The sequence below is a fragment of the Sphingomonas sp. genome, assembly GCF_019749955.1.
Lineage (GTDB): Bacteria > Pseudomonadota > Alphaproteobacteria > Sphingomonadales > Sphingomonadaceae > Sphingomonas.
Window position 1 is genome coordinate 1 of sequence record NZ_JAIEPC010000014.1, and the last position, 26,536, is coordinate 26,536.

At 66.1% G+C, this 26,536-nt stretch carries 28 protein-coding genes and 1 tRNA gene; 15 read left to right on the top strand and 14 right to left on the bottom strand.

The window, feature by feature from the left end; translation table 11 throughout:
• Positions 1–656, bottom strand: a 656-nt coding sequence (locus K2W81_RS04185) for a TonB-dependent receptor plug domain-containing protein (RefSeq protein ID WP_294101734.1), incomplete at its 3' end; no start/stop codon positions are given.
• Between the two features lie 89 nt (positions 657–745).
• Positions 746–1,822 (bottom strand): Gfo/Idh/MocA family oxidoreductase, encoded by a 1,077-nt coding sequence (locus K2W81_RS04190; protein WP_294101736.1) that lies wholly within the window; start codon positions 1,820–1,822, stop codon positions 746–748.
• Between the two features lie 29 nt (positions 1,823–1,851).
• Between K2W81_RS04190 and K2W81_RS04195 the strand changes: the two genes are divergently transcribed.
• From K2W81_RS04195 to K2W81_RS04230, 8 genes are all read left to right on the top strand, one after another.
• The gene (locus tag K2W81_RS04195; protein ID WP_294101737.1) at positions 1,852–2,769 is read left to right on the top strand and encodes an aldo/keto reductase; all 918 of its coding nucleotides are present in this window, start codon (positions 1,852–1,854) and stop codon (positions 2,767–2,769) included.
• A complete protein-coding gene (locus K2W81_RS04200) occupies positions 2,766–3,830 on the top strand; it encodes an LLM class flavin-dependent oxidoreductase (RefSeq protein WP_294101738.1) in 1,065 nt (354 codons plus the stop codon). The genes K2W81_RS04195 and K2W81_RS04200 overlap by 4 nt, the downstream gene beginning before the upstream one ends.
• A 64-nt stretch (positions 3,831–3,894) precedes the next feature.
• The gene (locus tag K2W81_RS04205) at positions 3,895–4,482 is read left to right on the top strand and encodes an NADPH-dependent FMN reductase (RefSeq protein ID WP_294101739.1); all 588 of its coding nucleotides are present in this window, start codon (positions 3,895–3,897) and stop codon (positions 4,480–4,482) included.
• Positions 4,475–5,671 carry a molybdopterin-dependent oxidoreductase gene (locus K2W81_RS04210; RefSeq protein ID WP_294101740.1) on the top strand — a complete coding sequence of 399 codons (1,197 nt, stop codon included), beginning with the start codon at positions 4,475–4,477 and terminating at the stop codon, positions 5,669–5,671. The genes K2W81_RS04205 and K2W81_RS04210 overlap by 8 nt, the downstream gene beginning before the upstream one ends.
• 14 nt (positions 5,672–5,685) lie before the next feature.
• Positions 5,686–6,021, top strand: a complete 336-nt coding sequence (locus K2W81_RS04215; protein WP_294101741.1) for a cytochrome C nitrite reductase — start codon at positions 5,686–5,688, stop codon at positions 6,019–6,021.
• Between the two features lie 489 nt (positions 6,022–6,510).
• Positions 6,511–7,032: a tail fiber protein gene (locus K2W81_RS04220; protein WP_294101743.1), complete on the top strand. Its 522-nt coding sequence runs from the start codon at positions 6,511–6,513 to the stop codon at positions 7,030–7,032.
• A gap of 69 nt (positions 7,033–7,101) precedes the next feature.
• On the top strand, positions 7,102–7,635 hold the full coding sequence (locus tag K2W81_RS04225; protein WP_294101744.1) for a tail fiber protein: 534 nt from the start codon (positions 7,102–7,104) through the stop codon (positions 7,633–7,635).
• Positions 7,636–7,647: 12 nt separating this feature from the next.
• The gene (locus K2W81_RS04230; RefSeq protein WP_294101747.1) at positions 7,648–8,238 is read left to right on the top strand and encodes a tail fiber protein; all 591 of its coding nucleotides are present in this window, start codon (positions 7,648–7,650) and stop codon (positions 8,236–8,238) included.
• Positions 8,239–8,252: 14 nt separating this feature from the next.
• Here the strand turns inward: K2W81_RS04230 and K2W81_RS04235 are convergent.
• Positions 8,253–8,326 (bottom strand) — tRNA-Gln (locus tag K2W81_RS04235).
• A gap of 172 nt (positions 8,327–8,498) precedes the next feature.
• Here K2W81_RS04235 and K2W81_RS04240 point away from each other — a divergent pair.
• Positions 8,499–9,566 (top strand): Ppx/GppA phosphatase family protein, encoded by a 1,068-nt coding sequence (locus tag K2W81_RS04240; protein WP_294101748.1) that lies wholly within the window; start codon positions 8,499–8,501, stop codon positions 9,564–9,566.
• Positions 9,567–9,576: 10 nt separating this feature from the next.
• Positions 9,577–10,248, top strand: coding sequence for an RlmE family RNA methyltransferase (locus K2W81_RS04245; protein WP_294101750.1), 672 nt, complete (start codon positions 9,577–9,579; stop codon positions 10,246–10,248).
• Positions 10,249–10,336: 88 nt separating this feature from the next.
• Here K2W81_RS04245 and K2W81_RS04250 read toward each other — a convergent pair whose 3' ends face one another.
• The 3 genes from K2W81_RS04250 to K2W81_RS04260 form a co-directional block, all read right to left on the bottom strand.
• On the bottom strand, positions 10,337–11,431 hold the full coding sequence (locus K2W81_RS04250) for a DUF5700 domain-containing putative Zn-dependent protease (RefSeq protein WP_294101752.1): 1,095 nt from the start codon (positions 11,429–11,431) through the stop codon (positions 10,337–10,339).
• A gap of 187 nt (positions 11,432–11,618) precedes the next feature.
• Positions 11,619–11,963, bottom strand: a complete 345-nt coding sequence (rpoZ, locus tag K2W81_RS04255; RefSeq protein ID WP_294101754.1) for a DNA-directed RNA polymerase subunit omega — start codon at positions 11,961–11,963, stop codon at positions 11,619–11,621.
• A 70-nt stretch (positions 11,964–12,033) separates the two neighbouring features.
• Positions 12,034–13,260 carry a histidine-type phosphatase gene (locus K2W81_RS04260; protein WP_294101756.1) on the bottom strand — a complete coding sequence of 409 codons (1,227 nt, stop codon included), beginning with the start codon at positions 13,258–13,260 and terminating at the stop codon, positions 12,034–12,036.
• 137 nt (positions 13,261–13,397) lie between these two features.
• On the opposite strand from K2W81_RS04260, the gene K2W81_RS04265 reads away from it, so the two are divergent.
• The gene (locus K2W81_RS04265; RefSeq protein ID WP_294101757.1) at positions 13,398–13,715 is read left to right on the top strand and encodes an antibiotic biosynthesis monooxygenase; all 318 of its coding nucleotides are present in this window, start codon (positions 13,398–13,400) and stop codon (positions 13,713–13,715) included.
• Positions 13,712–15,037: an MFS transporter gene (locus tag K2W81_RS04270; RefSeq protein WP_294101758.1), complete on the top strand. Its 1,326-nt coding sequence runs from the start codon at positions 13,712–13,714 to the stop codon at positions 15,035–15,037. Before K2W81_RS04265 ends, K2W81_RS04270 begins: the two co-directional genes overlap by 4 nt.
• Here K2W81_RS04270 and K2W81_RS04275 read toward each other — a convergent pair.
• A complete protein-coding gene (locus tag K2W81_RS04275; protein WP_294101760.1) occupies positions 14,991–17,282 on the bottom strand; it encodes a CDC48 family AAA ATPase in 2,292 nt (763 codons plus the stop codon). The genes K2W81_RS04270 and K2W81_RS04275 overlap by 47 nt on opposite strands.
• 306 nt (positions 17,283–17,588) lie before the next feature.
• Between K2W81_RS04275 and K2W81_RS04280 the strand changes: the two genes are divergently transcribed.
• Complete coding sequence (locus K2W81_RS04280) at positions 17,589–18,479, top strand: LysR substrate-binding domain-containing protein (protein WP_294101763.1); 891 nt, start codon at positions 17,589–17,591, stop codon at positions 18,477–18,479.
• Between the two features lie 20 nt (positions 18,480–18,499).
• On the opposite strand, the gene K2W81_RS04285 is transcribed toward K2W81_RS04280, so the two are convergent.
• Positions 18,500–18,955: a peptidylprolyl isomerase gene (locus tag K2W81_RS04285; RefSeq protein ID WP_294101765.1), complete on the bottom strand. Its 456-nt coding sequence runs from the start codon at positions 18,953–18,955 to the stop codon at positions 18,500–18,502.
• A 123-nt stretch (positions 18,956–19,078) separates the two neighbouring features.
• Between K2W81_RS04285 and mgtE the strand changes: the two genes are divergently transcribed.
• On the top strand, positions 19,079–20,491 hold the full coding sequence (gene mgtE, locus K2W81_RS04290; RefSeq protein ID WP_294101766.1) for a magnesium transporter: 1,413 nt from the start codon (positions 19,079–19,081) through the stop codon (positions 20,489–20,491).
• 36 nt (positions 20,492–20,527) lie between these two features.
• Positions 20,528–20,926, top strand: a complete 399-nt coding sequence (locus tag K2W81_RS04295; protein ID WP_294101767.1) for a DUF1489 family protein — start codon at positions 20,528–20,530, stop codon at positions 20,924–20,926.
• On the opposite strand, the gene K2W81_RS04300 is transcribed toward K2W81_RS04295, so the two are convergent.
• The 6 genes from K2W81_RS04300 to K2W81_RS04325 all read right to left on the bottom strand — a co-directional run bounded on the left by K2W81_RS04300 (position 20,923) and on the right by K2W81_RS04325 (position 26,519).
• Positions 20,923–21,636, bottom strand: coding sequence for a head GIN domain-containing protein (locus tag K2W81_RS04300; RefSeq protein ID WP_294101954.1), 714 nt, complete (start codon positions 21,634–21,636; stop codon positions 20,923–20,925). The two genes, K2W81_RS04295 and K2W81_RS04300, sit on opposite strands and share 4 nt — an antisense overlap.
• Before the next feature lie 37 nt (positions 21,637–21,673).
• On the bottom strand, positions 21,674–22,390 hold the full coding sequence (locus tag K2W81_RS04305) for a head GIN domain-containing protein (protein ID WP_294101768.1): 717 nt from the start codon (positions 22,388–22,390) through the stop codon (positions 21,674–21,676).
• 131 nt (positions 22,391–22,521) lie between these two features.
• Positions 22,522–23,055, bottom strand: a complete 534-nt coding sequence (locus tag K2W81_RS04310) for a CarD family transcriptional regulator (RefSeq protein WP_294101769.1) — start codon at positions 23,053–23,055, stop codon at positions 22,522–22,524.
• Positions 23,056–23,338: 283 nt separating this feature from the next.
• Positions 23,339–23,677, bottom strand: a complete 339-nt coding sequence (fdxA, locus tag K2W81_RS04315; RefSeq protein WP_294101770.1) for a ferredoxin FdxA — start codon at positions 23,675–23,677, stop codon at positions 23,339–23,341.
• Positions 23,678–23,713: 36 nt separating this feature from the next.
• Positions 23,714–24,016, bottom strand: coding sequence for an RNA-binding S4 domain-containing protein (locus tag K2W81_RS04320; RefSeq protein WP_294101771.1), 303 nt, complete (start codon positions 24,014–24,016; stop codon positions 23,714–23,716).
• Position 24,017: 1 nt separating this feature from the next.
• Positions 24,018–26,519, bottom strand: a complete 2,502-nt coding sequence (locus tag K2W81_RS04325) for a helicase-related protein (RefSeq protein WP_294101772.1) — start codon at positions 26,517–26,519, stop codon at positions 24,018–24,020.
• Positions 26,520–26,536 lie beyond the last annotated feature (17 nt).

Consider the following 26,536-nt stretch of genomic DNA (forward strand, 5'->3'; position numbering starts at 1 on the left):
TCATAGGTCGAATAAAAGCCCGTCAGGCGCGTGCGGATATCTTCCGCGAGTGGCACATTGACCGCGCCGCGAAAGCGGTACTCGCTGTCGGTGAAATAGGCCGCTTCGCCATAGCCGCCAAAGGTACTGGTCGGCCGCTTCGACGTGATCGTGATGACACCTGCCGACGCGTTCTTGCCGAACAGCGTTCCCTGCGGGCCGCGCAGCACTTCGAGCTGATCGATATCGACGAGTTCGCTAAAGGCTTCACCAGACCGGCTGTAGACAACGCCATCGACGACGGTCGACACCGATGGCTCGCCCGCGATCGAGAACGTCGCTGTACCGACACCGCGCAGGAACAGCGATTGGTTGAGCGTCGTTCCCGATTTGAGGACGGTGAACGACGGCACCAGATATTGCGCGCTTTCGAGATTGGCCCGGCTGAGGCTGTTGAGCGCATCGCCTGAGACGACAGTGACGGCGACGGGCACGTCCTGCAGCCGCTCGCTGCGCTTTTGCGCGGTGACGACCACCTCAGGGGGGGCGTCTGGATCCGTCGCCTGTTTCGGCGCAGCGGCATCGGCGGGCTTCGCTGGATTGGTCTGTGCGGAAGCGGGCGTTGCGGTCAGTATGGCGAACGTCGCCACCCCCGCCATCAAAACTGTCTTGGTCATGTCAATTCCTCCCTCTTACTTATTTGATCGAATTTCGTCGGCGGTGCAGCATTATGCTTTTTTGGGCGCCGCCAAGTCTTGCTTGCTCGCTAAATCCCCATTTCGCCCATGTCGACCACGCGGTGCTCCCGCGCGCTCAGCTCCGCCGCCGCGCCGATTGCGACGGCCATCAATCCGTCATGGGCGGACACCTCGACCGGCCCTTCGCCGCGCACCGCCGCGATGAAGCGCTGGTGCTCATAGAAGGTCGAACCGTGGTGGCTGCCCGCCGCCAGCGCGGCCTGATCGACCTCGACGACACGTCGGCTCGGCTGCTTGGGATTGCCGAAGCCGACCCGGGGCGAGCGGGTGATCGCGCCTTCGGGAATGAAAACGTCGAGCCGCGCGGCATCGCCGACGGCGGTAATCTCTTCCTGATTTTCGGCGCCATCGGCGAACATCGACAGATCGAGCATCGCCCGCACGCCATTGGCGAAATCAACGGTGGTAAAGCTGTTGTCGATGATGTCGGGGCGGCGGCCGTCATAATCTTCGTCGAGGTGGTTCACGTCCATGCTGCCCGAGCAATAGACGCGCACCGGTTCGCTGCCGGTGATCAGCCGCATCAGATCGAAGAAATGGCAGCATTTTTCGACCATCGTCCCGCCGGTGTTGGCGGCAAAGCGGTTCCAGTCGCCGACTTTGACCAGAAACGGAAAGCGGTGTTCGCGGATCGACAGCATTTTCAGCGCGCCAATCGCACCGCCATGAATATCGGCGATGAACGCGGCGGCGGGCGGCATGTAGCGATATTCCATCGCGGTCCAGAAAATGCCCGGCGTCTGCGCTGCCCGATCGACGATCCAGCGCGCGTCTTCGATCGTCGTCGCGAGCGGCTTTTCGCACAAAATGTGCAACCCCGCGTCGAACAAGGGCACGAGTATGTCGCGGTGGGTGTGGTTGGGGCTGGCGACGATCACCGCATCGCACCGGCCCGATGCGGCGAGTGCCACCGCGCTGTCGAACGCCTCGACGCCGTCTGCACGCGCGCCGAGCGCCGCGCGCGCCCAGCCGAGCGAGCTTTCGACCGGGTCGGCGATTGCCGTCACGACCGCGCCGGGGGTAATCGCGAGGTTGTTGAGATGCTCGACACCCATCATCCCGGTGCCGACCAGGCCATATCGCACTTGCTCTACCAACGCCTGCGCCTCTATGTATGACAACGATGTCCTATAGTGATCTTACACCCGATTCCCGTCCCCTCGGCAAGAGCGGATTGGCCGTCAGCCCGATTGCCTGGGGGATGTGGCGCTTTGCCGGTCGCAGCGCCGCTGAAGGGCGCGCGCTGATCGACGCCGTGTTCGACGCCGGGGTGACGCTGTTCGATACCGCCGATATTTATGGCTTCGACGGCAGCGGCGGGTTCGGCGATGCCGAGGCTTTGCTCGGCGATGTTTTCGCGGCGGACCCTTCGCTGCGCGCGCGGATGGTGCTGGCGACCAAGGGCGGGATCACCCCGCCAGTGCCCTATGATTCGAGTGCCGCTTATGTGATGGGCGCACTCGAGGCTTCGTTGCGGCGGCTGAAGACTGATTATGTCGATCTCTACCAGATCCACCGCCCCGATATCCTCGCGCACCCGCAGGAAGTCGCGCGGACGCTCGAAGCCATGGTGTCGAGCGGCAAGGTGCGCGCGATCGGCGTGTCGAACCACAGCATCGAGCAGCACCGCGCGCTCGCGACATTTCTGACGATCCCGCTTGCCTCGACCCAGCCCGAAGTCTCACCGCTCGCGATCGAGCCGATCGAGGGCGGGTTGTTCGACCTCGCCATGGCCGAGGATATGGCGGTGCTTGCCTGGTCACCGCTCGGCGGCGGGCGGATCGGCGATCCGCAGGATGACCGCGCCCGCGCGGTCTGTGCGGCGCTCGATGTGGTGGCGCAGGAAGCAGGCGTGTCGCGCGCTGCCGCCGCCTATAGCTGGATCATGGCGCATCCGGCGCGGGCAATCCCGATCGTCGGCACGCAGAACGCCGCGCGCATCGCCGAAATTCCTGAAGCGTTCAAATGCCGCTGGACGCGCCAGTCCTGGTACGACGTGCTCGTCGCGTCGCGTGGGGAGCGGCTGCCGTGACCGACCTGCCACCGTGCGAAATCAGCTGGTTCTCGGCGCTGTGCGATGACGATTATGAGTTTCTGGGCGTCCCCGATCCGATGCTCAAATCGAGCTGGGAGCATTGCCGCGACATTGTGATGCAGGCCGAAACCGGCGGTTTCGACAATATCCTGCTGCCGTCGGGCTATGCGCTTGGGCTAGACACGACCGCCTTTGCCGCCGGGATTGCGCCGATGCTCCGCCGCCTCGCGCTGCTGATGGCAGTGCGAGTCGGCGAAAGCTGGCCGCCGCAGCTCGCGCGCCAGATTGCGACGATCGACCGGATGCTCGGCGGGCGGCTGAAAGTGAATATCATTTCGTCCGACTTGCCCGGCGAGACGCTCGCCTCGGCGCCGCGCTATGCGCGCACAGTCGAGGCAATGCATATCCTGAAGACCTTGCTCAACGGCGAGCCGCTCGATCATGTCGGCGAGTTCTGGAAGTTGAAGCTCGACCCGCCGCGCATCGGCACGCTGTCGGGCAAGGCGCCACAGCTCTATTTCGGCGGCCTGTCCGAAGACGCGCGCGAAGCCGCCGCCAAGGGCTGCGACGTTTACCTCATGTGGCCCGACAAGCGCGAGGTCGTTGCCGAGATCATCGCCGACATGCGCGCGCGCGCGGCGAAATACGGCCGCACGCTCAAATTCGGCTACCGCGCGCACATGATCGTGCGCGAAAGCGAAAGCGAAGCCCGCGCTTACGCCGCGCGGCTGTTGTCGAAGCTCGACGATGCGCAGGGTGCCGCGATCCGCGCCAAATCGCTCGATTCGACCTCGGCGGGCGTCGCGGCGCAAGCGGCCTTGCGCGAAGGTGCCGATGACGAAGGCTATGCCGAGCCGCAGCTCTGGACCGGCATTGGCCGCGCGCGCTCGGGCTGTGGCGCGGCGATCGTCGGCGATCCCGATCAGGTGCTCGCCAAGCTCAACGATTACCGCGCGATGGGGATCGAAGCGTTCATCCTGTCGGGCTATCCGCACGCCGCCGAGGCCGATCTGGTGGCACGTCACGTGCTGCCGCACATCGACCACGGCTTGCTCTAGCACCGTGCTTGTCGAAGCGGCTGGGCTCGCCTATCGCGGACTCGATGATCCACGGAGCCTTGGCGTGAGCGATTTGGACCCTTCCCCCCGCCCGCTCGTCGTCGGTATCGGTGGATCGATCGGCGGCGTCGCCTCGACCGAACGCGCGCTCCGCATGGCGCTCGACAGTGCCGCGCGCGAAGGGTTCGAAACGCGCCTGTTCGGCGGCGATGCACTGGCGCAATTGCCGCTCTATAATCCGAAGACAACCGATCGAACCGAGGCCGAGCGCGACTTTGTCGATGCCGTGCGGCAAGCGTCAGCGCTGATCATCGCCAGCCCCGGCTATCACGGCAGCCTGTCGGGCCTCGTCAAGAACGCGCTCGACCTGCTCGAAGAAACCGCGCGCGACGAGCGGCCTTACCTCGCCGACGTGCCCGTTGGCCTGATCGCGACGGCCTATGGCTGGCAGGCGACCGGCAGCACGATCGCCGCATTGCGCTCGATCGTCCACGCCCTGCGCGGCTGGCCGACGCCCTTTGCGGCGGCGATCAATACGCAGGTCACCAAATTCGACGACGAAGGCGGATCGAGCGATCCTGCCGTCGGCGAGCAGCTCGCGCTCGTCGGGCGGCAAGTCGCCCGCTTCGCGCCGCTCGCCGCCAATGGCTGAGCTGTCGCGCCGGGCCGCACTGGGCGCGCTCGGCGTGGGCGCCGCCACCGCGCCGCTCTGGGCGCAGCAAATCGCCCAACTCGGCTTCGACAACGGCGCGCGGCCAATCGCCAGCGACTTTCCCGAAAAGGGCGCGATGATCGTCCAGCGGACGCGCGCGCCGCTGCTCGAGACGCCGTGGGATGTGTTCGGCCAGCATGTCTTTACCCCGAATGATCGCTTCTATGTTCGCTGGCATTATCCCGACATTCCGCTGTCGGTCGACACCGCCGCATTTCGCTTGCGGATCGGCGGTGCGGTGGCGACGCCGCGCGCGCTGTCGCTGGGCGAGTTGCTCAAGCTGCCCCGCGTTGAAATTGCCGCCGTCAACCAATGTTCGGGCAATTCGCGCGGGTTTTTCACCCCCCGCGTTGCGGGCGCGCAATGGGGCCACGGCGCGATGGGCAATGCGCGCTGGACCGGCGTGCGGTTGAAGGACGTGCTCGACCTCGCCGGGGTGAAGCCGGGTGCGGTCGCGGTTCGGCTGTCGGGGCTCGACCGCCCACCAATCGACGGCGCGCCGTGGTTCGCCAAGTCGCTCAGCGTCGACCATGCGCGCGACGGCGAGGTGATGATTGCCTTTGCGATGAACGGCGCAGCCCTGCCGATGCTCAACGGCTTCCCGATCCGCCTTGTCGTGCCGGGCTGGTTCTCAACCTATTGGATCAAGGCGCTCGACCGGATCGACGTGCTGACCGCGCCCGACGATAATTTCTGGATGGCCAAGGCCTATAAGATCCCGACGGCGCCCCATGCGAGCGTCGCGCCCGGCACCAAGGATTTTGACAGCACCCCGATCGGCGCGATGGTGCCGCGAAGTTTCATCACCAACCTGCGTGACGGCGCGACCTGCAAGGCGGGGCAGCCCTTCTCGCTGGTCGGCTTGGCGATGGGTGGTGCGGTGGGCGTTGCGCGGGTCGATTATCGCATCGACGACGGGCCGTGGAGCCCGGCAACCTTGGGCATCGATTATGGCCGCTACAGCTTCCGCAGCTGGACCGCGATCACGCCGCCGCTGTCGCCCGGACGCCAGACGCTGAGCGTGCGCTGCACCGCCAGTGACGGGCGGGTGCAGACGAGCGACCCGGTGTGGAACCCCAGCGGCTATCAGCGCGGGACGATCGAAACCATTACGGTGCAAGCGTCATGACGCGCACGGGGGCAATGCTGGCTATGCTGTTGCTGTCGGGCTGCGGCGAGCCGCCCACGGCGCAACCTGCCCTGGCGCCGGGCTTCACGTTCGCCAGCAAATCGATCACTCTGCCCGAGGATCGCACGACACTCCCCGTGGGCGCTGCTACAGCATTGGTCGCGCAAAACTGCACCGGCTGCCACTCGGCCGAAATGCTCACGACCCAGCCGAAGCTAAACGCCAAGACCTGGGCCGCCGAAATTGCCAAGATGCGCACCGTCTATCACGCGCCGATCGACCCTGCGGATGACGAACGGCTGGTCGCGGGGTTGATGGCCTTGCCAACGCAGGGCTCCCCAAGACCCTGATCAATCCGATCCGGAGCAATTGCTACCAAAGTTTAGCGTAACAGATTCTTGTCGGCGGTGTCGATTTGGGTTAACTGCTGCGTCAGACAACGACTTCGGGGTAATGCAATGCAGCAGCAGAATCAGGTTAATCAGGTCCAGCCGCGCGCGCCGTGGGCCAAGCCAACCGTACAAATTCTTGGCCTGAACAAGGCTCAGATCGGGCCCGACGCCAGTTTTGACGGGACGTGCATGCGTTCTTAAGCGCTGTCCCGTGGCGTTAATGGAGCGCCACTCAGCGCGTTGCTGTCGCTTGGCCGGTGATTATATCGCGCATGGCTGATGTCGCTAATCTCTTGCGTTGTCGGCCTTGCGTGCCATCTGCATTGACGTGGCTATCATTTCAATAGTTTCCGTTCGCTTTGGTAAAACCGGCGGTTGACCATTTCGGAATCGCAATGATAGCTTGACGACAAATATTCGTCGAAGGTCGACTTTGGGAGATAGCGCATGTCCGACCCCTTTATTGGCGAAATCAAGCTGTTGCCCTTTGCTTACGCGCCCCAAGGCTGGGCGTTGTGCAATGGCGCGGTTCTCCCGATCCAAAGTTACGCCGCGCTTTATTCGTTGATCGGCACGCGCTTCGGCGGTGATGGCAAGACGACTTTCGCGCTACCCAATTTCAACGGTCGCGTCGCGGTACAGGCGCCGAATATGGCGTCGGGCGGAGTCGGTGGCGCAGAAACGGTCGCGCTGACCCCCGCCACCATTCCACCGCACCTCCACGTCCTGAACGCGGTCAACGCGCCCGCGACCGCGCTCAATGCGACCGGTATGATGCTGGCGGTCGCGGGTGAAAGTACCGCCTATCCCGGGCCACGGCCAATCTACGGCACCGGCGCGGTCGATGCGCAGCTCACGGCGGCGACGGTCGACACCGCGGGCGCTGGCGCGGCGCACCCCAATATGCAGCCGTATCTGGTGTTGAACTATTGTATCGCCACGCAAGGCCTGTACCCGTCACGCCAATAACCGACGGCGACATGGTGCCGACGATCTTCGCGTCAGATGCATCATCCGGTCGCCCGCAAGGAGGAATGAATGGATCCTTTTATCGGAGAAATCCGCCTGTTCGCGGGCAATTATGCCCCGCAGGACTGGGCCATCTGTGACGGCCGCCTGTTGTCGGTGAACGACTATCAGGCGCTTTATGCGCTGATCGGCACGACCTATGGCGGGAATGGCACGACCACTTTCGGCCTGCCCGACCTGCGCGGCCGCGTGCCGATCGGTCAAGGCCAGGGGACGGGTTTGACGGCGCGCACGCTCGGTCAAACCGGCGGCACCGAAAAGGTCTCGCTCAACGCCAGCCAGCTGCCGGCGCACAACCATCTGATCAACGCGACGACGACGGCAGCAACGACAACGACGCCGGGCAATTCGGTCAATCTCGCCGCGACGACCGCGCCGACGAGCAATTATCTCGCCGCCGCCGGCGTCTTTTCGGCCGAGCGCGTGCTCGCACCGGCAACCGTCGGCCAGTCGGGTGCGTCGGCCCAGCACGAGAATATGATGTCGACGATGGCGCTGACCTACATCATCAGCCTCAATGGCTTTTTTCCGGCTCGGCCGTAAAGCGGGGATAATATGGACAGTTTCATTGGTGAAATCCGCCTTTTTCCCTTTAACTTCGCCCCGACTGGCTGGATGGCCTGCAACGGCGCCTCGGTTCAGATCAGCCAGTATCAGGCGCTCTATGCCGTGATTGGCAACACCTTTGGCGGCAGCGGGACCGCGTTCAATCTGCCCAACCTGAACAACCTCACCAACCCGTCCCTGCCGGGCGCGGCAGTGATGGGCACCGGGACGGGCAGCGGGCTGACCCCGCGCGCGTTGGGCGCGCGCGTCGGTGCCGACGCAGTCACTCTTTCGACGGCGGAACTTGCAGCGCACAGCCATAATGCGAAGACGCGGGCGTACGTGGGGTCCGACGATGCCATTACGACGCCAGCCGGCACCTATCTCGCGCGCGGTGTGGTCAATAATCCGCCGCCGACCGCCGATGCCAATTTCAACACCTATGCTGCGCCGAACGCCGGCCCGACGGTCGCGTTCCGCGGCCCGTCGATGACGACTTTCCCGGCCACTGGCGGTGGTGGCGCGCACGAGAACCGCCAGCCCTATCTGGCGATGGGTTTCTTCATTGCCGTCAATGGCGTATGGCCGGTCCGGCCATAACAGCGCCGACAGCGTGGATGCCCCGTGAGGATTCGAACCTCAATTAACGGAGTCAGAGTCCGTGGTCTTACCTTTAGACGACGGGGCAACGCTGGCGCGGCTTAAGCGGGGGACCTGCGGCTGTCAACGCGGGCATTGACGTCTCTCCATTTTTCGCGCCCCCCACTGCGCTTGCCGCGCCCGCCGCACTGCGGTATCGTTGGCCCCAAGCACCGGAGGGGGCAAAAGCCTCGGGCCGGAAACACTTATGGTGAAACGGCATGGGGCAATTTTCCGCCCAGGCGCCGACGGGGCGCGATAAAGGGCGTGAAGGGGGGCGTGAAGCGGGGCGCGCCAAGGCGACGTCTCCGCAGGCAGGCGGCGCACGCTGGCCCGACGTCCGTCATTATGCCGCGCTCGACCTGGGCACCAATAACTGCCGCTTGCTGATCGCGCGCCCGGCAGCGTCGGGGTTCACCGTGGTCGATGCCTTTTCGCGCATCGTCCGGCTCGGCGAAGGGCTGGCGGCGACCGGGCGGTTGAGCGATGCGGCGATGGACCGCACGATCGCTGCGCTGTCGATCTGCGCCGACAAATTGCGCCGCCGCAATGTCGTGCTCGCGCGCTCGGTCGCGACTGAGGCGTGTCGCCGTGCATCAAACGGCGCGGCCTTTATCGAGCGCGCCTATCGCGAGACGGGCATCGCGCTCGACATCATCACCGCCGAAGAGGAGGCACGGCTGGCCGTGCTCGGCTGCCACATCCTGCTCGAACCCGGCGACGATCCCGCACTCGTGTTCGACATCGGCGGCGGATCGACCGAGCTGGTGCTGGTCGACACGGCGACGCGCGTGCCGACCGTGCTCGACTGGCACAGCACGCCGTGGGGCGTCGTCTCGCTCACCGAAAGCGCGGGGACCGGCGAGGGCGCGGCGGGGCGCGCGGCGGTCTATGCGCGGATGCGCGCGCTGGTGGGCGAGAGCATGGCGCACTTTGCCGATCGCCTGCCGCGCGGCATCAAGCGCCCGCGTCTGCTCGGCACGTCGGGCACGGTGACCACGCTCGCGAGCGTCCATCTCGCGCTCGATCGCTACGACCGTGCCGCCGTCGACGGGTTGATCGTCCCGGCCAGCGCGATGCGCGCGATCAGTGCCGATCTGGCGAGCAAGTCGATTGCCGAGCGCGCCCAATTGCCGTGCATCGGTGCCGAGCGCGCCGATCTGGTGGTGGCGGGATGCGCGATCCTTGAGACGATCCTCGATCTGTGGCCGGCTGAGCGGCTCGGTGTCGCCGATCGCGGCATTCGCGAAGGCATTTTGCGCCGCCTGATGCACGGTCCTAACGCATGAGCCGCGTTCGATGAGCCGGGGCGGATCGGGCGGGCGCACCCGCGTCCGGACGACGCGCGGGCGATCGCCACAATCGACGCGCTGGCTCGAACGCCAGCTCAACGACCCCTATGTCAAGCGCGCCAAGGCCGAAGGCTATCGCAGCCGCGCCGCCTATAAGCTGATCGAGCTCGACGAGCGCTTCGGCTTTCTGAAAGGGGTGAAGCGCGTCGTCGATCTGGGCATCGCGCCGGGCGGCTGGAGCCAGGTCGTGCGCAAGCAAGTGCCCGGCGCCGCGATTGTCGGCATCGACCTGCTGCCGGTTGACCCGATCGAGGGCGTGACGATTTTCCAGTTCGACTTCAACGATGCGCGTGCGAGTGAAATGCTGATCGAAGCGCTCGCGGGGCCAGCCGATCTGGTGCTGTCGGACATGGCAGCGAACACCGTTGGCCACCCGCAGACCGATCATCTGCGCACGATGGGGCTGGTCGAGTGCGCGGCGGCGTTTTGCTATGATGTGCTCCGGCCCGGCGGTGCGTTTGTCGCCAAGGTACTGGCGGGCGGCGCCGACAGCGAGCTGGTCGCCGAACTGAAGCGCAACTTCGCCACCGTCAAACACGCCAAGCCGCCTGCAAGCCGCAAGGATTCGAGCGAATGGTATGTCGTGGCGCAGGGGTTCAAGGGCCGGTCAGTGGATTAGCTTAGCTAATCCGCGTTGCGGACCGGCCCCGGACGGCGGGGCAAAGCCCCGACCGACGGCGCGGCTTTGCCGCGACGCTCCCCTCCCCTCACTTAACCGCGCAAACCGCCATCCGCTGCGCGAGCGCAATCGTCTTTGCCCCCAACGCCGGTGCGTCGGCGGATTTCCCATAGCCCTTCAGCCCGCGATAGACGTTCACGAAGCGCACGCCCGTCGGATCGCGGATCAGTGCGGCAATCGCCCCCGCCCCTCGCTCGCGCTCGATCGCCTTGGCCATCACATAGCCAAGCGAATAAAGGATCTCGTCGCCGTAAAAGCCGAGGTCATAGATGCTGTCATAATCGACAGTATGCGTCGCCAGCGCATGGGTCGACAATTCCAGCAACGTCACGCTTCGGCTGATCATGCTGACATTTCGCGCGAATTTCTTGCGTTCGGCAGCGACGGCGCCGGTCGCGTCTTTGGGGAGCGCGAGCACGTCGCCGACCGCGCTCGCGGTCCCCTCCATCATCAGCGAGCCGAACAGGTCGTCGATATGCGCCGGTTGTTTTGTCCGCGCGACGCAGCGGTTGATCGCCGCCACGCCCGCCTTGCCGGGTGCCGCCGCGCCCTGAACCGCATGATAAAGCTCATGCTCCAAAATCGTCGTCGCGAGCACGGCGTCGGGGAAATAATCGAGATTGAGGAAGAATTGCGGATCGCCGAACGCGAATCCGCCCGAGGTGCCGCCCACGACGAAATAGCCGGTGATCGCCGCGTCGAGGCCCGGTGGCGCGTAGAGCGCGATCCGGCGCTTGGCCGCGTCGATCAGCCCGGTCGCTGGATTTTCGAGATCGGCGAGCACCTGCCGCAACTGCGCGATATGCGGGCGCACGCGGCCGAAGGCGAAACTGCCGGGATCGGGCGCCTTGTCGTCGTTGCGCGCGGCGGCGACCAGCGCGGTGGCGAAGCTCTCATCGTCGGCGGGGCGGCCATAGCTTTTGGCTTTGCGGATCAGGCCATGATTGCCGGGCAGCCGTGCGATGGCCCGCGCGCGCTCAAGATCGAGGGCGGGCGTTTCGAGCGCATCGAGGACGGCGCGCGCAGCGCTGGCATCGATGTTGAGCTTGAGATCGGCGGCTTGCGCGGGGGGCGCCATGGCGAGCGCGGTGAGCGCGATCATCAGGGTGCGCAGGAATCCCATTCGCGAGTCCTTTTCCGGGAGGATGGCGCAGGGATTATATCGCTTACGTCTGTAGTCAAGAGCCGCCGGCGGACGCGTGCCGCGGCAAAGCCGCGTCGTCGATCGGTACGCGCAGGGACGAGCCTGCGCGACCGTCGGCCGGGCTTCGGCGATTCCGCGTCTAACGCTTGCGCGTTAGACTTGGGCCTCAGCCTTCGTAATCCGCGCCCAGATTCTGGTTGCGCGGGGGGGCGGCAGCCGTCAGCCGCAGTGCTTCGGCCGACGCCGAGAGCGAGCCGACTTCGTCCGGCGCATCGTCATCATCGACCTGCACGCGCTGCAGGCTCTGGACGAGCGATTCTTCGAGATGCGGCGGGCGCACCGTTTCCTCGGCGATTTCGCGCAAGGCAACGACGGGATTCTTGTCGCGATCGCGATCGATCGTCAGCTCGGCGCCGCCCGAAATCTGGCGCGCGCGCTGCGCCGCGAGCAGCACGAGATCGAAACGGTTCGGAATCTTGTCGACGCAATCTTCGACGGTAACGCGCGCCATCGCACATCCTTGTCTGTCTGGAAGCGCGTGCACTTAGGCGGCACGCCCCGCTGAGTCAAGAATTCCGCCGTCAGCTCGCGAGCCGCGCCTTCATCAGCGCCTCGAACGCCGCGCGGGTGCACAGGCCAGTGACACCGCGCGCGCTACACCCCGGCAGCGGCAGCGTGACGCTGACCGCCGCGCCCGCCCCGCCGCGCCGGATCTGGTCGAGCGTTTGCGAGCGATAGCGCGCGCGGACATAGTGCGCGCCGCTGGCGTCGCGCAGCAATTCCAGCACGATCGCGCCGCCCGGGGTCGGGTCATCGGTGGCAAAGCCGGGCACGCGCCAGTGCAGATCGAGCAGCCCGCCCAGATTGGCGACATTGGTGTCGTGCCCCGACAGCATGGTCACGCGGGGTGCGTCAGCGCGCGGATCGAACAGCGCGCCGAGCATCAGCGGCGCAATTCCCGACAGGTTGCGCGCGGCGAGATAGCGCGGGCGCGCGAGCAGCGCGAATTCGGTCGCATGGAGCGCGCCGAGCCGCTCGATATCGGTCGCCGTCGCGCGGCCCCAGCCGATTTCGCTGGCAGGCTTGCCGTCGGCATATTCGAGCAACAGGATATGCGCCGCGGTCGAGCCACGATCGAGCGCGCCGCTGAGCTTGGGGCGCGCATTGGCGCTGGTGCTGAAACCGCTCGGCAAGCGCGACAGGCCGCACGTCGGGGCGGGCTTGCCGCACAAGATGGTATCGAGCTGGGTGAGCAGCGGCTTCATCCGCGTCTCGACGGCCGCCAGCCCGCCGCCGCCAATCGCGGTGCGCACCGCCCGGTCGGCGGCGGCAGCATCGACCGGCGTCACCCCCAGATCAATCGGCGAGAAGATCGGGTCCTCGGCACCTTCGGGCCGGTGTTCATTGGCGACCGGGCATCCAGGCAGCAGTCCGGCGCCATAATGATCGGCGGTCGCGATCGTGCGCTGATCGGTGTCGGCGATCAGCCGGACCAGCCCCTTGGCGCCGCAGCCGCTGGCGGGCAGCAGCCCTGCCTTCACCCATTCGGCGCGGTCAGACATGGCAAGCGCCTCAATCGCGCGCGCGCCATTTTGGGTGAGATAGCCGGGCTTGACTGACCAGCTCGGCCAGGGATCAGCGGCAATGCCCGCCGGCATTGGCGGCGCCTTGGTGGGCGGGCGGACGCCGTGCCGCATCAGCAGCACCGCGCGTTCGAGCTTGAGTGCGCCGTCGGGCTGGGCGGGCGGCGCCGCCGATCCGGCGCCCGCCGCGAGGGCGAGGATCAAAAGCAGGTTGCGACGCTTCATCATCATTGCTCTCCTTGACCCAAAGCTGATGGGCTCGACCGCCTGATCAATCATAGCGCGCCCTCTCAATCAACCGCACACGCCGCGGTGAGGGCAAAGGGACTTGCGCCCCTGCCCGCAGCGCCTAAGCGGAGATCATGACGCGCAAAGGGCAGATCGCGGTGATTTTCACGTCGGTACGCACCGATGCTGACGCCGAAGGCTATGCCGCCGCTGCCGATGCAATGGAAGCGCGCGCTGCCCTTCAGCCCGGCTATTGCGGGTTCCATAGCGCGCGGGGTGCCGACGGGCTTGGCATCACCGTCAGCTATTGGACCGACGAAGCCTCCGCCAAGGCGTGGCGCGACGACCCCGAGCATAAGCTGATCCGCGACGCGGGGCGCGACCGCTGGTATGCGCGCTACGACCTCGTCGTCGCCAAGGTCGAGCGCGATTATGACTGGCAGCGCGCATGAGCCGGTCCGGCGGCTTCGACCGCGACTTCGCGCTGCTGTTCATGGTGATGCTGACCATCGCGGCGGGGAATACCGCGCTACAATCGGTGCTGCCCGCGCTTGGGCGCATCCTCAAGGTGCCCGATAGCGGCGTCGCGGCGGCATTCTCGGTCTCGGCATTGCTGTGGGTGATCGCCGCGCCGATCTGGGCGAGCCGGTCCGATCGACAGGGGCGCCGTGCGATGATCCTGCTCGGCATGGCCGGGTTCGTTGTCTCGCTGACGCTCTGCGGCATCTTCCTGATGGCCGGGATCAATGGCTGGATCAGCGGTCCCGCCGCCTTTGTCGCGTTTATCGGCGGGCGGTTGGTCTATGGCACGTTTGGCTCAGCCGCGCCGCCCGCCGTGCAGGCATTGGTGGCGGGCCGCACCACCCGCGCCGAACGCACCAAGGCCCTGACGCTGATCGGCTCGGCCTTTGGCTTGGGCACGATCCTCGGGCCAGCGGTCGCGCCCTATCTGGTGCTGGGCAGCATCGGTGGCGTCCATGTTGGTTTGGCGGGTCCGGCCTTTATCGGCGCGGTGTTCGGGCTGGTAATGGTGATCGCCGTCTACCGGATGCTCGCCGACGATCGTGGCATGGCCGCAGCGCATGGGGCGGCGACCGCCTATCCGTCGATCGGCGGCCAGTCGAGCGGCGCGAGCATCACGGCGGCCACCGCAGAAGGCATCGAAAAGGTCGGCTATTTCGACCCGCGCATCCGGGGCTGGATGATCGCGGGGCTGGTAATGGGGCATGCGCAGGCGATGACCGGGCAGACGATCGGTTTCCTCGTGATCGACCGGCTCCATCTCGCGCCGGTCGAGGCGCTGCAGCCGACCGGATTGGTGCTGATCCTCGGCGCGAGCGCGGCGCTGTTGGTGCAATGGGGGCTGATCCCGCTGCTCAATCTCGATCCCCGGCGGCTGGTGCTGGTCGGGCTGGTAGCCGCCGCGATTGGCACGACGCTGACCGGGATGGCGACCTCGCTCTATGGCATCGCGCTCGCTTATGCGCTCGCCTCGGCGGGGTTCGGCTTTACCCGGCCCGGTTTCACCGCCGGATCGTCGCTCGCGGTGGGGCCGGGTGGACAAGGCTCGGTCGCGGGCAAGGTGACATCGATCAACGGCGCCTCGTTTGTGCTGGGGCCGTCGATCGGGGTCGGGCTGTACGAAATGTACAAGCCCTTCCCCTATCTGGTCGCCGCTGCCGCGCTGGCGCTGATGTTCGGCTATGCCTGGGTCGCGCTCCGTAGCCCTATTCGATCGGCGCCGAGCGAGGACGAAGCTGACCCGGTGATATAAAGCCGAGCGGCTGAAGCGACGCCGCCTGTTGCTTCAGCTTCGATGCCATTTGCGCATATTCTGCCTCCATCTCGGGCGTGACCGACGCGCGTGAGTCTTTCAGCGCGGTTTCGAAATGCGCGTGCGTCACTTTGGGCGTGTCGAGCGATTCGCGCAGAGCCGCAAGCCCCGCACGGCGCACCAGATCCTCCAGATCGGCGCCCGAATAATGATCGGTGCGCGCGGCGAGATCGTCGAGATCGACATCGTCGGCGAGCGGCATTTTGGTGGTCTGAATCCCCAGGATGCGCGCGCGTCCAGCCCGGTCGGGGACCGAGACATAGATGAGCTCGTCGAACCGCCCGGGACGGAGCAGCGCCGGATCAATCAGGTTCGGGCGATTGGTGGCACCGATCACCACCACCGATTGCAGCTCCTCAAGCCCGTCCATCTCGGCAAGGATCGTGTTGACCACACGCTCGGTGACCTGCGGCTCACCCATCCCGCCGCCGCGCGCGGGCACCAGCGAATCGAGTTCGTCGATGAAAATCACGCACGGCGCGACTTGGCGCGCGCGGGCGAACAGCTTGGCGATCTGCTGCTCGCTTTCGCCATACCATTTGCTGAGCAGGTCGGATGATTTGGTGGCGATGAAATTGGCCTGCGCCTCACGCGCCACCGCTTTGGCCAGTAAGGTCTTGCCAGTGCCGGGCGGGCCGTAGAGCAGGAAGCCCTTGGCCGGACGGATGCCGAGGCGGCGGAAGGCATCGGGGTCCTTGAGCGGCAGTTCGACGCCTTCGCGTAATTTCTCGCGCGCGTCGTCGAGGCCACCGACGTCGTCCCAGCGCACACTCGGCGCCTGCACCATCACTTCGCGCATCGCCGACGGCTGGACGCGCTTGATCGCGCCGGTGAAATCCTCGCGCGTCACCGACAGATCGTCGAGCACTTCGGGCGGAATCGTGCCTTCGCTCAGGTTGAGGCGCGGCATGATCCGCCGCACCGCTTCGATCGCGGCTTCGCGGGTCAGCGCCGCCAGATCGGCGCCAACGAAGCCATAGGTCATCCGCGACAGCTCATCGAGATCGACTTGGTCGCCAAGCGGCATGCCGCGCGTATGGATGCCGAGAATCTCGCGCCGCCCGCGCTCATCGGGGACGCCGACGATGATCTCGCGGTCGAAGCGGCCCGGACGGCGGAGCGCTTCGTCAATTGCTTCGGGCCGGTTGGTGGCGGCGATCACGACGAGATTCGCGCGCGATTCGAGGCCATCCATCAAGGTCAGCAATTGCGCGACGAGGCGCTTTTCGGCCTCGCCCGACACCTGGCCGCGCTTGGGCGCAATCGAATCGATTTCATCGATGAAGACGATCGACGGCGCCGCCTTGGTCGCCTGATCGAACACATCGCGCAGCCGCTTTTCCGATTCGCCATAGGCCGCGCCCATGATTTCGGGGCCGTTGATCAGGAAGAAATTGGCATCGCTTTCATTCGCCACCGCGCGCGCGAGCCGGGTCTTGCCCGTTCCCGGTGGCCCGTGCAGCAGCACGCCCTTGGGCGGATCGACGCCCAAGCGCTGGAACAGCTCGGGGTAACGCAGCGGCAGCTCGACCATTTCGCGGAGCTGGTCGATCGTCGGCCCCATCCCGCCGATATCGTCATAAGTCACATCGGCGCGGCGCGATTCCTTGGGTTCTTCATATTCGGCGCGCAGCTCGATCTCGGTCGTCGGATCGATATGAACGACACCCTTGGGCACTGTCGCGATTACCGCCAGCCGCACTTCCTGCAGCGCATAGGCGGGCGCGTTGAGCATTTGGCGCAGTTGCGGCGGCATATTGTCGACGCGCTGCTGCCCGGCGGTGGCGACGATATCGCCCTGCGTCAGCGGGCGACCCAGAAAGGTGCGCTGGAGCGCCGCCGCCGACCCCTGCAACCGCAGATTTTGCTGCGCGGGGGCGAAGACGACGCGCGTCGCGGGCTTTGATTCGGCCTTGCGCACGCTGACGAATTCGCCCGAGCCGACCCCGGCATTGGCGCGCTGAAGCCCATCAATCCGGACGATTTCGAGGCCTTCGTCCTCGGCATAGGGTGCGACGGCCCGCGCGGGCGTGCTGCGCTTGCCGATAATTTCGATGACATCGCCTTCGGCGAGGCCAAGCGCGGTCATCAGTGCGCGCGGCAGATGCGCGAGGCCGCGCCCGCTATCTTCGGGGCGAGCATTGGCCACCTGCAATTTGCGCAGTGCAGAGTCGCTATCGGCCATGTCGGTCTTTTCCTTGTCGCGCCATCAGGCGAGCGACATAGGATGCGCGTCGGCGTTGTGCGAGTCATCGCACGCCGGAATTGCGCGTGCACAAAAAAGGAGCCGACCCCCTTGGGGATCGGCTCATGAAAGTTTTTAGGAGAGGATGCCTGAAAGGCCTCCCTTATGTGCAGTGCAGCATAGCCTTCCGCAAGTGCGAAATGACAAACAGCGATTGCGTTGATTGCATTCGTTGCTAGCCTTGTGAAATAATCCAATGGCAGCGGTGTCATCACTGCCGCACTGCACCAACGGACAGGGGGGGGAATGCGCCGACTGCCACCACTCACCGCCATCGAGGCCGTCGTCCAGGTTGCCCGGCTGGGATCAGTCAAAGCCGCCGCGCAGGAGCTCGCGCTGTCGGCCCCCGCGCTCAGCCGCCGCGTGCAGGCGCTCGAACGCTTCATCGGGCGGCCCTTGTTCGACCGGCGCCATCAGGCGATGTCGCTCAATGCCGATGGCGAGCGGCTGATCGCGCAAATTGCCCCGGCCATCGATATGCTTGCCGATGCGGTCGAAGCGCTGACCAGCGCGACCGATGTCCAGCGGCTGCGGCTCGGCGTGCTGCCGCTGTTCGCGTCGCAGCGTCTGTTCCCGCGCCTGCCCGAATTGCGGACGCGCCACCCCGAGTTGCACCTCGACATCGACACGGCAGGGCACGGCATCACGCGGCTGGGCGAAGGGCTCGACGCGGCCATCGTACTTGCGCGCGATGTCGAGCCGGCGCTGTACGCCCGCCGCCTCGACCGCAACCGCATTTTGGTGATCGGCAGCAAGGCCATGGTCGACGGCCCCGATCCGATCACTGAGCCGAAGCAGCTCCGCACAGTGACCGCCCTGGTCCACCGCGACATGCCCGACACCTTCACGGCGTGGTGCCTCGCGGCAGGCGTCGGCGAGATCGAACCGCTCGCGGTCGATCATTTCGATTCGGGCGCGCTGATGCTTGAGGCCGCCGCGCAGGGGTTAGGCGTTGCCTTCATGCACGAAAGCCATTTCGAAGATGCGCATGACGCGCGGCTCGCGCGGCTGTTCGATATCCGTGTCGAAAGCCCGTACAGCTATTGGTTCGTCTGCCGCCCGCGCGCGCTGATGCAGCGCCCGGTCAAGCTGTTCCACGAATGGCTGATTGGCGCGCTGGAAGCCCCCGCTGGCTAGGCGGGGGCTCGTCGCGGAGGTCAGGACGCCCGTGCGCTGACGATCTTGCCCGGCGCGCGCGGCGGCTCGCCCTTGGGCAGCGCGTCGACATGTTCCATGCCTTCGATCACTTCGCCCCAAACCGTATACTGACCGTCGAGAAACGTCGCGTCGTCAAGGCAGATGAAGAATTGGCTGTTGGCGCTGTTCGGATCATTGGTCCGCGCCATTGAGCAGACGCCGCGCGCATGCGGCTCACGGCTGAATTCGGCCTTCAGATTAGGCAGCTTCGACCCGCCGGTGCCGCGCCCGGTTGGATCGCCGCCCTGCGCCATGAAGCCCGCAATCACGCGGTGGAAGACGACGCCGTCGTAAAAGCCTTCGTTGGCGAGGCTGGTGATCCGATCGACATGGCCCGGCGCGAGATCGGGGCGCAGCCGGATCGTCACATCGCCGCCGTCGAGCGTCATCACCAACGTGGAGAAGGAATCGGTCATCAACAGGGTGTCCTTTGCAGTGTCGACGCGCGCCCTAGCCAAGCCGCTGCCCGCTGGCAAATGATTGGCTTTGCGGTGCCGCCGCGCTAAGGCGCGAACAGGCGTTCTGACGGGAGGTGCGTGATGAGCGAGACCGAACTCGGCAGCGTGGGCGAGGCCCTGGGCCCCGACAGCAACCAGCTCGACGCCGACGACCGGCTGAAGCCCGAATTCGTGCGCAAGGTGCTCGACGCGGTGTATGACGGCGTCCCCGAAAGCGCGCGCGCGCTGGTCGAGCCGCTGCACCCCGCCGACATCGCCGATCTGTTCGAACTGCTGCCCGCCGAGGCGCGCACCCAACTCGCCAAGTCGATCACCGATCTGCTCGACGGCGACGTCTTCGCCGAGATGAACGATTATGTCCGCGAAGACCTGATCGATTCGCTGAGCGCGAGCGAGGTCGCCGACATCGCCTCCGAACTCGATACCGACGACGCGGTCGCGATCATCGAGGACATGGACGCCGCCGACCAGCGCGAAGTGTTGCGCGCGCTCGACCCCGATGATCGCGCGGCGATCGAAGAGGCTTTGTCCTACCCCGAGGAATCGGCCGGCCGCCTGATGCAGCGCGAGCTTATCGCGGTGCCCGAGCATTGGACCGTCGGCGATGTGCTCGATTATCTGCGCGGCAATGACGAGCTGACCACCGATTTCTGGGAAGTGTTCGTCGTCGATCCGGCGCACAAGCCGATCGGGTCGTGCCATCTGAGCTGGATCATGCGCACCCCGCGCTCGGTCAGCGTCGGCGATGTGATGCAGCGCGAACAGACGCTGATTCCGGTCGACATGGACCAGGAGGAAGTCGCTTTGCGCTTCCAGAAATATGCACTAATCTCCGCCGCCGTCGTCGATACCGCCGGGCGGCTGGTCGGCATGATCACCGTCGACGACATCGTCCACATCATCAGCCAGGAAGCCGGTGAGGATATCCTGCGGCTATCGGGCGCGGGCGATGGCGACATCAACGAGCCCGTGATCGACAGCTACAAAGCGCGCGTGCGCTGGCTGATTTCCAACCTGTTTACGGCACTTCTCGCCTCGTCGATCATTGCGCTGTTTGAGGGGACGATCGCCAAGATGGTCGCGCTCGCCACGCTGATGCCGATCGTCGCGGGCGTTGGCGGCAATGCGGGGACGCAGACGATGGCCGTGACCGTGCGCGCGCTCGCGACCAATCAGCTCACCCAGTCGAATACCTTGCGGTCGATCGTGCGCGAATTGCGCGTCGCGGTGCTCAATGGCGCGACGATTGCGGTGGTGATCGGCGTTGGCGTGACGATTGTGTTCCAGAACCCGCATCTTGGCGCGGTGATTGCCGCCGCCATGCTCACCAATATCGTGATCGCCGGTCTGGCGGGGGTGATGGTGCCCGTCACGCTCGAGCGGATGGGCGCGGACCCTGCTGTCGCGTCGTCGATTTTTGTCACGATGACGACCGATTCGATGGGCTTTTTTGCGTTTCTGGGGCTGGCGACGGTGACCGGGCTGGTCGGGTGACTTGACGCTGGGCCGCGCGGGGCCAAGTCAGCGGTCATGCTCCATCTCTCAAAAGTCGCGTTCGGCGCACAAAGCCTCGATCATCTGGCTGAACGGCTGGCGGTGCGCGACGCCGAAGGCCCGCTGTTCCTGACCACGCGCTATCTGCCCAAGCGGCATGCCGAAATCGCGGGGCTTGGGTCGCTGTTCTGGATCCTGAAGCACCAGCTCGTCGCGCGGTCGCCGATCATCGGCTTTGGCGAGGCGCTTGAAGGCAAGGTCGCGATCCTGCTCGGCATGCCGCTGGTCGCGGTGCGGCCGATCCCGAAACGCGCGCATCAGGGCTGGCGCTATCTGGAGGCGAGTGATGCGCCGGTCGACCTTGGCGTAGGCGAGAGCGGCGAGACCCTGCCCGCCGGACTGGCGCGCGATCTCGCGGCGCTGGCGCTGCTCTAACGCTTCGGTGAGCAGACCACCGCGCCGCCGCCGGTCGCGCGGACGCGGCAGGCAGGCGTGCCCGCGACGGTGACCGTGCCGAGTCCGCTCGACACGATATCGGCGGTGTAGCGCGCCGCAACCCGCACCTCGCCGGGGCCGGTCGCAGTGACGAAGATGTCGTTGGCGATCAGCTTGGTCGCTTCATAGCCGCCCGGGCCAGTGATGAGATAGCGCGCGCGCCCGGCTTTGCCTGCAAGCGTCATCGTGCCTGCGCCCGTGACGGTTGCGTTGAGCTGATCGGCCTCCACGCCCGTCACGCCCAGCGTGCCCGCGCCGTTGATCGACAGGTCGATCCGTTGCGCCACCATCCGGTCGACCGACAGCCGCCCGCCGGCATTGACGTTGACGCCGCGCAGCACCGGCGTGCCAAGCGTGATCGTCAGCAGTCGTGGTGCCGGGTCGCGCGTGCCCGATGCCGCTTGCTGGCGCCGCACGATCAGCGTCTGCCCCTCGACCGTCAGCGTCAGCCCGTCGAGCGCCGCCGGGTCGCCCTCGGCCTGCGCACTCGGCGCGCTGCCGGTCTTGACCCGCACGTCGAACGGGCCATCGATGCGGATGCGGTCAAAGCTGGTGACGCTATAGCTGCGCTCGGCGGCGGGCGCGCCAGTGGCAAGCGACATGGCAAGCGACACGGCAAGCAGGGTAAAGGCGACGGCGCGAACGAGCATCGGCACGATGTCGCATCCCGCCTGCCCTAGACGCAAGTCATTTGCCGCACCGCACGTCGCCCGATCCAACCTTGGTCGTGGTGCAGGTCGCGCCCGCCCCCAGATCGACATCGCCCGACCCCATGATCGAGACGGTCGCCGATCCAGCGACGTCAGCAACGACAGCCCCCGATCCGGCGATCGAGACATTGGCGGACTTGGCCTTCAGCCCGCGCGCCTTGACTTCGCCTGATCCGGCGATGTTGATTTCGAGATTATCGGTCTGGCCGGTCGCGTCGATATCGCCCGATCCAGCGACCGACATTTCGACGTCAGGGGCGTTGAGCGACGCGATCGTCATGCTGCCCGACCCCGCCGACGATGCCGCGAAGCGCGGCCCTTCGGCGCGCCCGATCCGCATGTCGCCTGACCCGGCGATGCGCGCCGTCGCGATGCGCGGCATGGTGATGAAGATGCGCGCGCTCTTGCTGTTGCCCCAGCTCCAGGTGCCGTCACGCTTGCGGCTGATCCGCAGCGTATCGCCGACACGCTCGATCTCGAGCCGGTCGAGGACTTTCTGCGGCCCTTCGGCGCGGATGGTGAACTCGTTGGCGATCTTGATGTCGACATCGTCCGACCCGCGCAGTTCCACGCCGGTAAAGTCACGCACGGCAAAGCTACGGCTGGCGGCGGGGCCCACATCCTTGTCGCCTTCGCGCGCCGAAGCCGAACAGGCAGCGAGCGGCATCATCATCGCCAGCAGGATTACGCGCATCGAGTCTCTCCCAAAGTGTATTGGACTTATAACACACATTCGAGGATAGCGCAAATCGTGCTGCTATCGGGACGAAAAGGGCGGCGCCACGCAAGTGGCACCGCCCCGATTTTCGTCAACAAGGGCTTCGCTTAAGCGAGTTCCTTGTCCTTGTTATGGATCGCGGCAGCCTTGCGCAGGATCTCGAGGATCTTTTCCTGCGCGGTCGGCTCATCGACCTGCTCCATCGCCGCCAGTTCGCGCGCGAGGCGGCTGGTGGCGGCTTCGAAGATCTGGCGTTCCGAATAGCTTTGCTCGGGCTGGTCGTCAGCGCGGAACAGGTCGCGGACCACTTCGGCGATCGACACAAGGTCGCCCGAATTGATCTTGGCTTCATATTCCTGCGCGCGGCGCGACCACATGGTGCGCTTGACGCGCGGCTTGCCGGTCAGCGTATCGAGTGCTTCGCGCAGCGTCTTGTCGCTCGACAGCTTGCGCATGCCGACGCTTTCGGCCTTGTTGGTCGGGACCCGCAGCGTCATGCGTTCCTTTTCGAACCGCAGGACATAGAGTTCGAGCTGCATCCCCGCAATTTCCTGGCGTTGGAGCTCGATGACACGGCCAACACCGTGCTTGGGATAAACGACATAATCGCCGACGTCGAAGGACAGCGCCTTGGCAGCCATTCTTGAAAGCCTTTCTGTGGTCATTTCCCGATATGCGCGCCTGCTTCCGGCCATGCGATGACGGACGGTCAGGGCGATCGGGGATGAGAGGGTGTGCAGGTCTCCACGCGGCAAGCGGGTGTGAATCGCTTCCGTCCGAGCCTGTTTAACATAGTCGTAATAAAATTACCAGCAACTTGTGGCATAAAGCGCGCCACCCGACGCGCTACAGCGTATCGGGCCGACCTTTTTTGGCACAAAATCGCGGTATGGGCGGCTGCGACCGCGCTAACGGTCGCGTCGATCAGTCGCCCTGGCCCGGATTTTCGGTGAAATATTTGTCGAACTTGCCCGATTCGCCCTTGTGCTCATCGGCATCGGCGGGCGCTTCGCGCTTGCGCGTGACATTCGGCCATTGGCCTGAGAAAGTTGCGTTGAGTTCGAGCCATTTTTCCTGGCCGTTCTCGGTATCGGGCAGAATCGCTTCGGCGGGGCATTCGGGCTCGCACACGCCGCAATCGATGCATTCATTGGGGTTGATGACGAGCATATTCTCGCCCTCATAAAAGCAATCGACCGGGCAGACCTCGACGCAATCCATATATTTGCAACGGATGCAGGCGTCGGTGACGACGTAGGTCATGCGCGATAAACTCCCCTGATGCTCTTCGCCTCACTGCTATTGCGCGCTTTGGGGTCCGTCAACTGGGCTTAGGTCGATATAGAGCCCGGCCGCTTCAACGGCGGGGCCGCGCCGCTGCGGCAGCGCCACGACGCGGATGATCCGGATGAGCGGCCCTTGCGCAAAGGCAAGCACCGAGCCGACTCGCACCGGCGCATGCGCGCGCTCGACCCGGCGACCGTCGAGGCGCATCGTGCCGCTGCGGGTGAGGTCCGCAGCGATGCTGCGCGACTTGGCCAGGCGCGCATACCAGAGGAACAGGTCGAGCCGCATCGTCGCGGTCTCCGGCATCCCCGGCATGTCAGCCCTGCCGGACCATCAAGTCAGCGAGGCCCGCAAAGGCGCCGCGTGGCGGGGCGGCGACCGCTTTCACCCGCGCCGGACGCCCGCGCCACAGCCAGCGCGGCGCGCCCTCCTGCGCGGGCGCCGTGCGAAAGCCGAGCTGCGTCATCAGCTTCGCCAGCGTTGCCGGGGTAATCCCGATCGAGGTGGCGAGCGCCGGGTCGGGCGCGAAGGGCTTGGCGCCTTTGCGCGCGTCATGCGCCGCGCGCGCGATCCGCTCGACCAGATCAAGCCGCACTGACTGCGCGCCAATATCGCGAAAGCCGCTCGCCAGCGGCTGGCCGCGTGGAAGAACGGTCGCGCCGGGTGGAGGCGCCGCCGCCAGCGGCTGATCGCGGCGCGCGGCCAGCAAAGCGTGGCGCCAGCGCGCCGCCTGCGGCTTGAGCAAGGCGCCAGCGTACAGATCGAGCGCGCCGATCGTCACCCCGGCGCGCCGCAACCGCTGGCGATCATCAGTCGTGAGCGGGTCGACGCTGTCGCCGATCGGCGCACGCGCGGCAAAGCCGGCGCCGGCATCGAGCGTCGCGGCGATTACCCGCAACGCCGCTGACGCAGTCGCGTCGCGCGCAATGGCCTCGATCCGCGCGAGCGGCGGCGCATGGCGTTCGAGTTGGGCTGCGACCCAGTCCGCCAGCCGCTGGCGGATCCGGTCCCGCACTTCCTTGTCGAGGCAGTCGAGCGCGCGGTCGAGATCGATGCGCGGGCGGGTGAGCGCCGGACCGGGGCGCAGCGTCGCCACACTCAGGCCCGCCCAGGCCAGCGCGGGCGCCGCGCCGACCGCGTCGACCAGCGCGAATGCCTTGTCGTCCGCCGCGACCAGGGCCGCCGCACGCCGCGCGCGCTCGGCCCCGAGCCGCTTTTCGGCAGCCGCCAGCAGCAGGCGCTTGTCGGCGGCGCGCGCATCGGCGGCAACGACGAAGCGAAAACCATCGAGCTTGCCGAGGATATGGTCATCGACCATGACCTCCCCCTGCGGCCCAATTGTGAGCGGCAAGGCCCCGGCGTCAGCACCAATCTGGCGCATCAGCATCGTCGTACGCGTGTCGACGAAGCGCTGGCGCAGACTCGCGTGCAGCGCGTCCGACAGCCGTTCCTCGACCCCGCGCGTGCGCTCGGCCCAGTGCAGCGGGTCGGCGAGCCAGTCGGGGCGATGCGCGATATAGGCCCAGCTCCGCACGGCCGCGATCCGCCCCGCAATCGTCTCGACATCGCCGGTGACCGTATCGAGGCGCGCGAGTTCGGCAGCGAACCAGTCGTGCGGAATATGCCCCTGCCCTTCCGATAGATAGCCGAACAGCTTTGCCACGAAGCGCTGGTGCGGATCGAGCCCGAGCTTGCGGAAGTCGGGCAGCCCGCATGCCGCCCATAGCCGAGCAACCCCGCGTGGCCCGCGCACACGTGCGCGCACCCAATCCTCCTCGGCGAGCCGTTTGAGCACCGCGAGGTCGATCGCCTGCGGCGCCGCCCGCAACACATCGGCGAAGGGTTTTTGCTCAAGATCGGCGATGAGCGCGTCGATGCTCGACAGATCGGGTTCGCCTTCGCGCCAGTAGAGTGATTGGAGCGGCGGGAAATGATGCTGCTCGATCGCCTCGACTTCCTCCGGCGTGAAAGCCCCCGGCCCTTCCTCGCTGATCGCACCGAACGTGCCATCACGCTGGTGGCGCCCGGCGCGCCCCGCAATCTGCGCCATTTCGGCGACGGTCAGGCGGCGCTGCCGGTGCCCGTCAAATTTGCGCAGGCTGGCGAAGGCGACATGCGCGACGTCCATGTTGAGGCCCATGCCGATCGCGTCGGTCGCGACGAGATAATCGACTTCGCCGGCCTGGAACATCGCGACCTGAGCGTTGCGGGTGCGGGGCGATAGCGCCCCCATCACCACCGCCGCGCCGCCGCGCAATCGCCGCAGCATTTCGGCGACGGCATAAACCTCCTCGGCCGAAAAGGCGACAATCACCGAGCGTTTGGGGAGCCGCGAAATTTTGCGCGCACCTGCGTAGGACAGCGTCGAAAAGCGCGGGCGGTTGATGATCTCCACCCCCGGCACCAGCGCCTTGACCATCGGTCGGAGCGCTTCCGAGCCCAGAATCATTGTCTCGTCCCGACCGCGCGCGCGCAGCAGCCGGTCGGTAAAGACATGCCCACGCTCGGGATCGGCGCCCAGTTGCGCCTCGTCGAGCGCGACAAAGCCGAGCTCGCGGTCGAGCGGCATGCTTTCGGCGGTGCACAGAAACCAGCGCGCGCCGGGCGGCACGATGCGTTCCTCGCCGGTGATGAGCGCGACTTCCTTTGGCCCCTTGATCTTGACCACCCGGTCATAAACTTCGCGCGCGAGCAGCCGCAGTGGAAAGCCAATCATCCCGCTCGAATGGCCGCACAAACGCTCGATCGCGAGGTGCGTCTTGCCGGTGTTGGTCGGGCCAAGCACAGCAGTGACCGGGGCGCGGGCGAAGTCGGTCATGATCGATCGAAGATCGC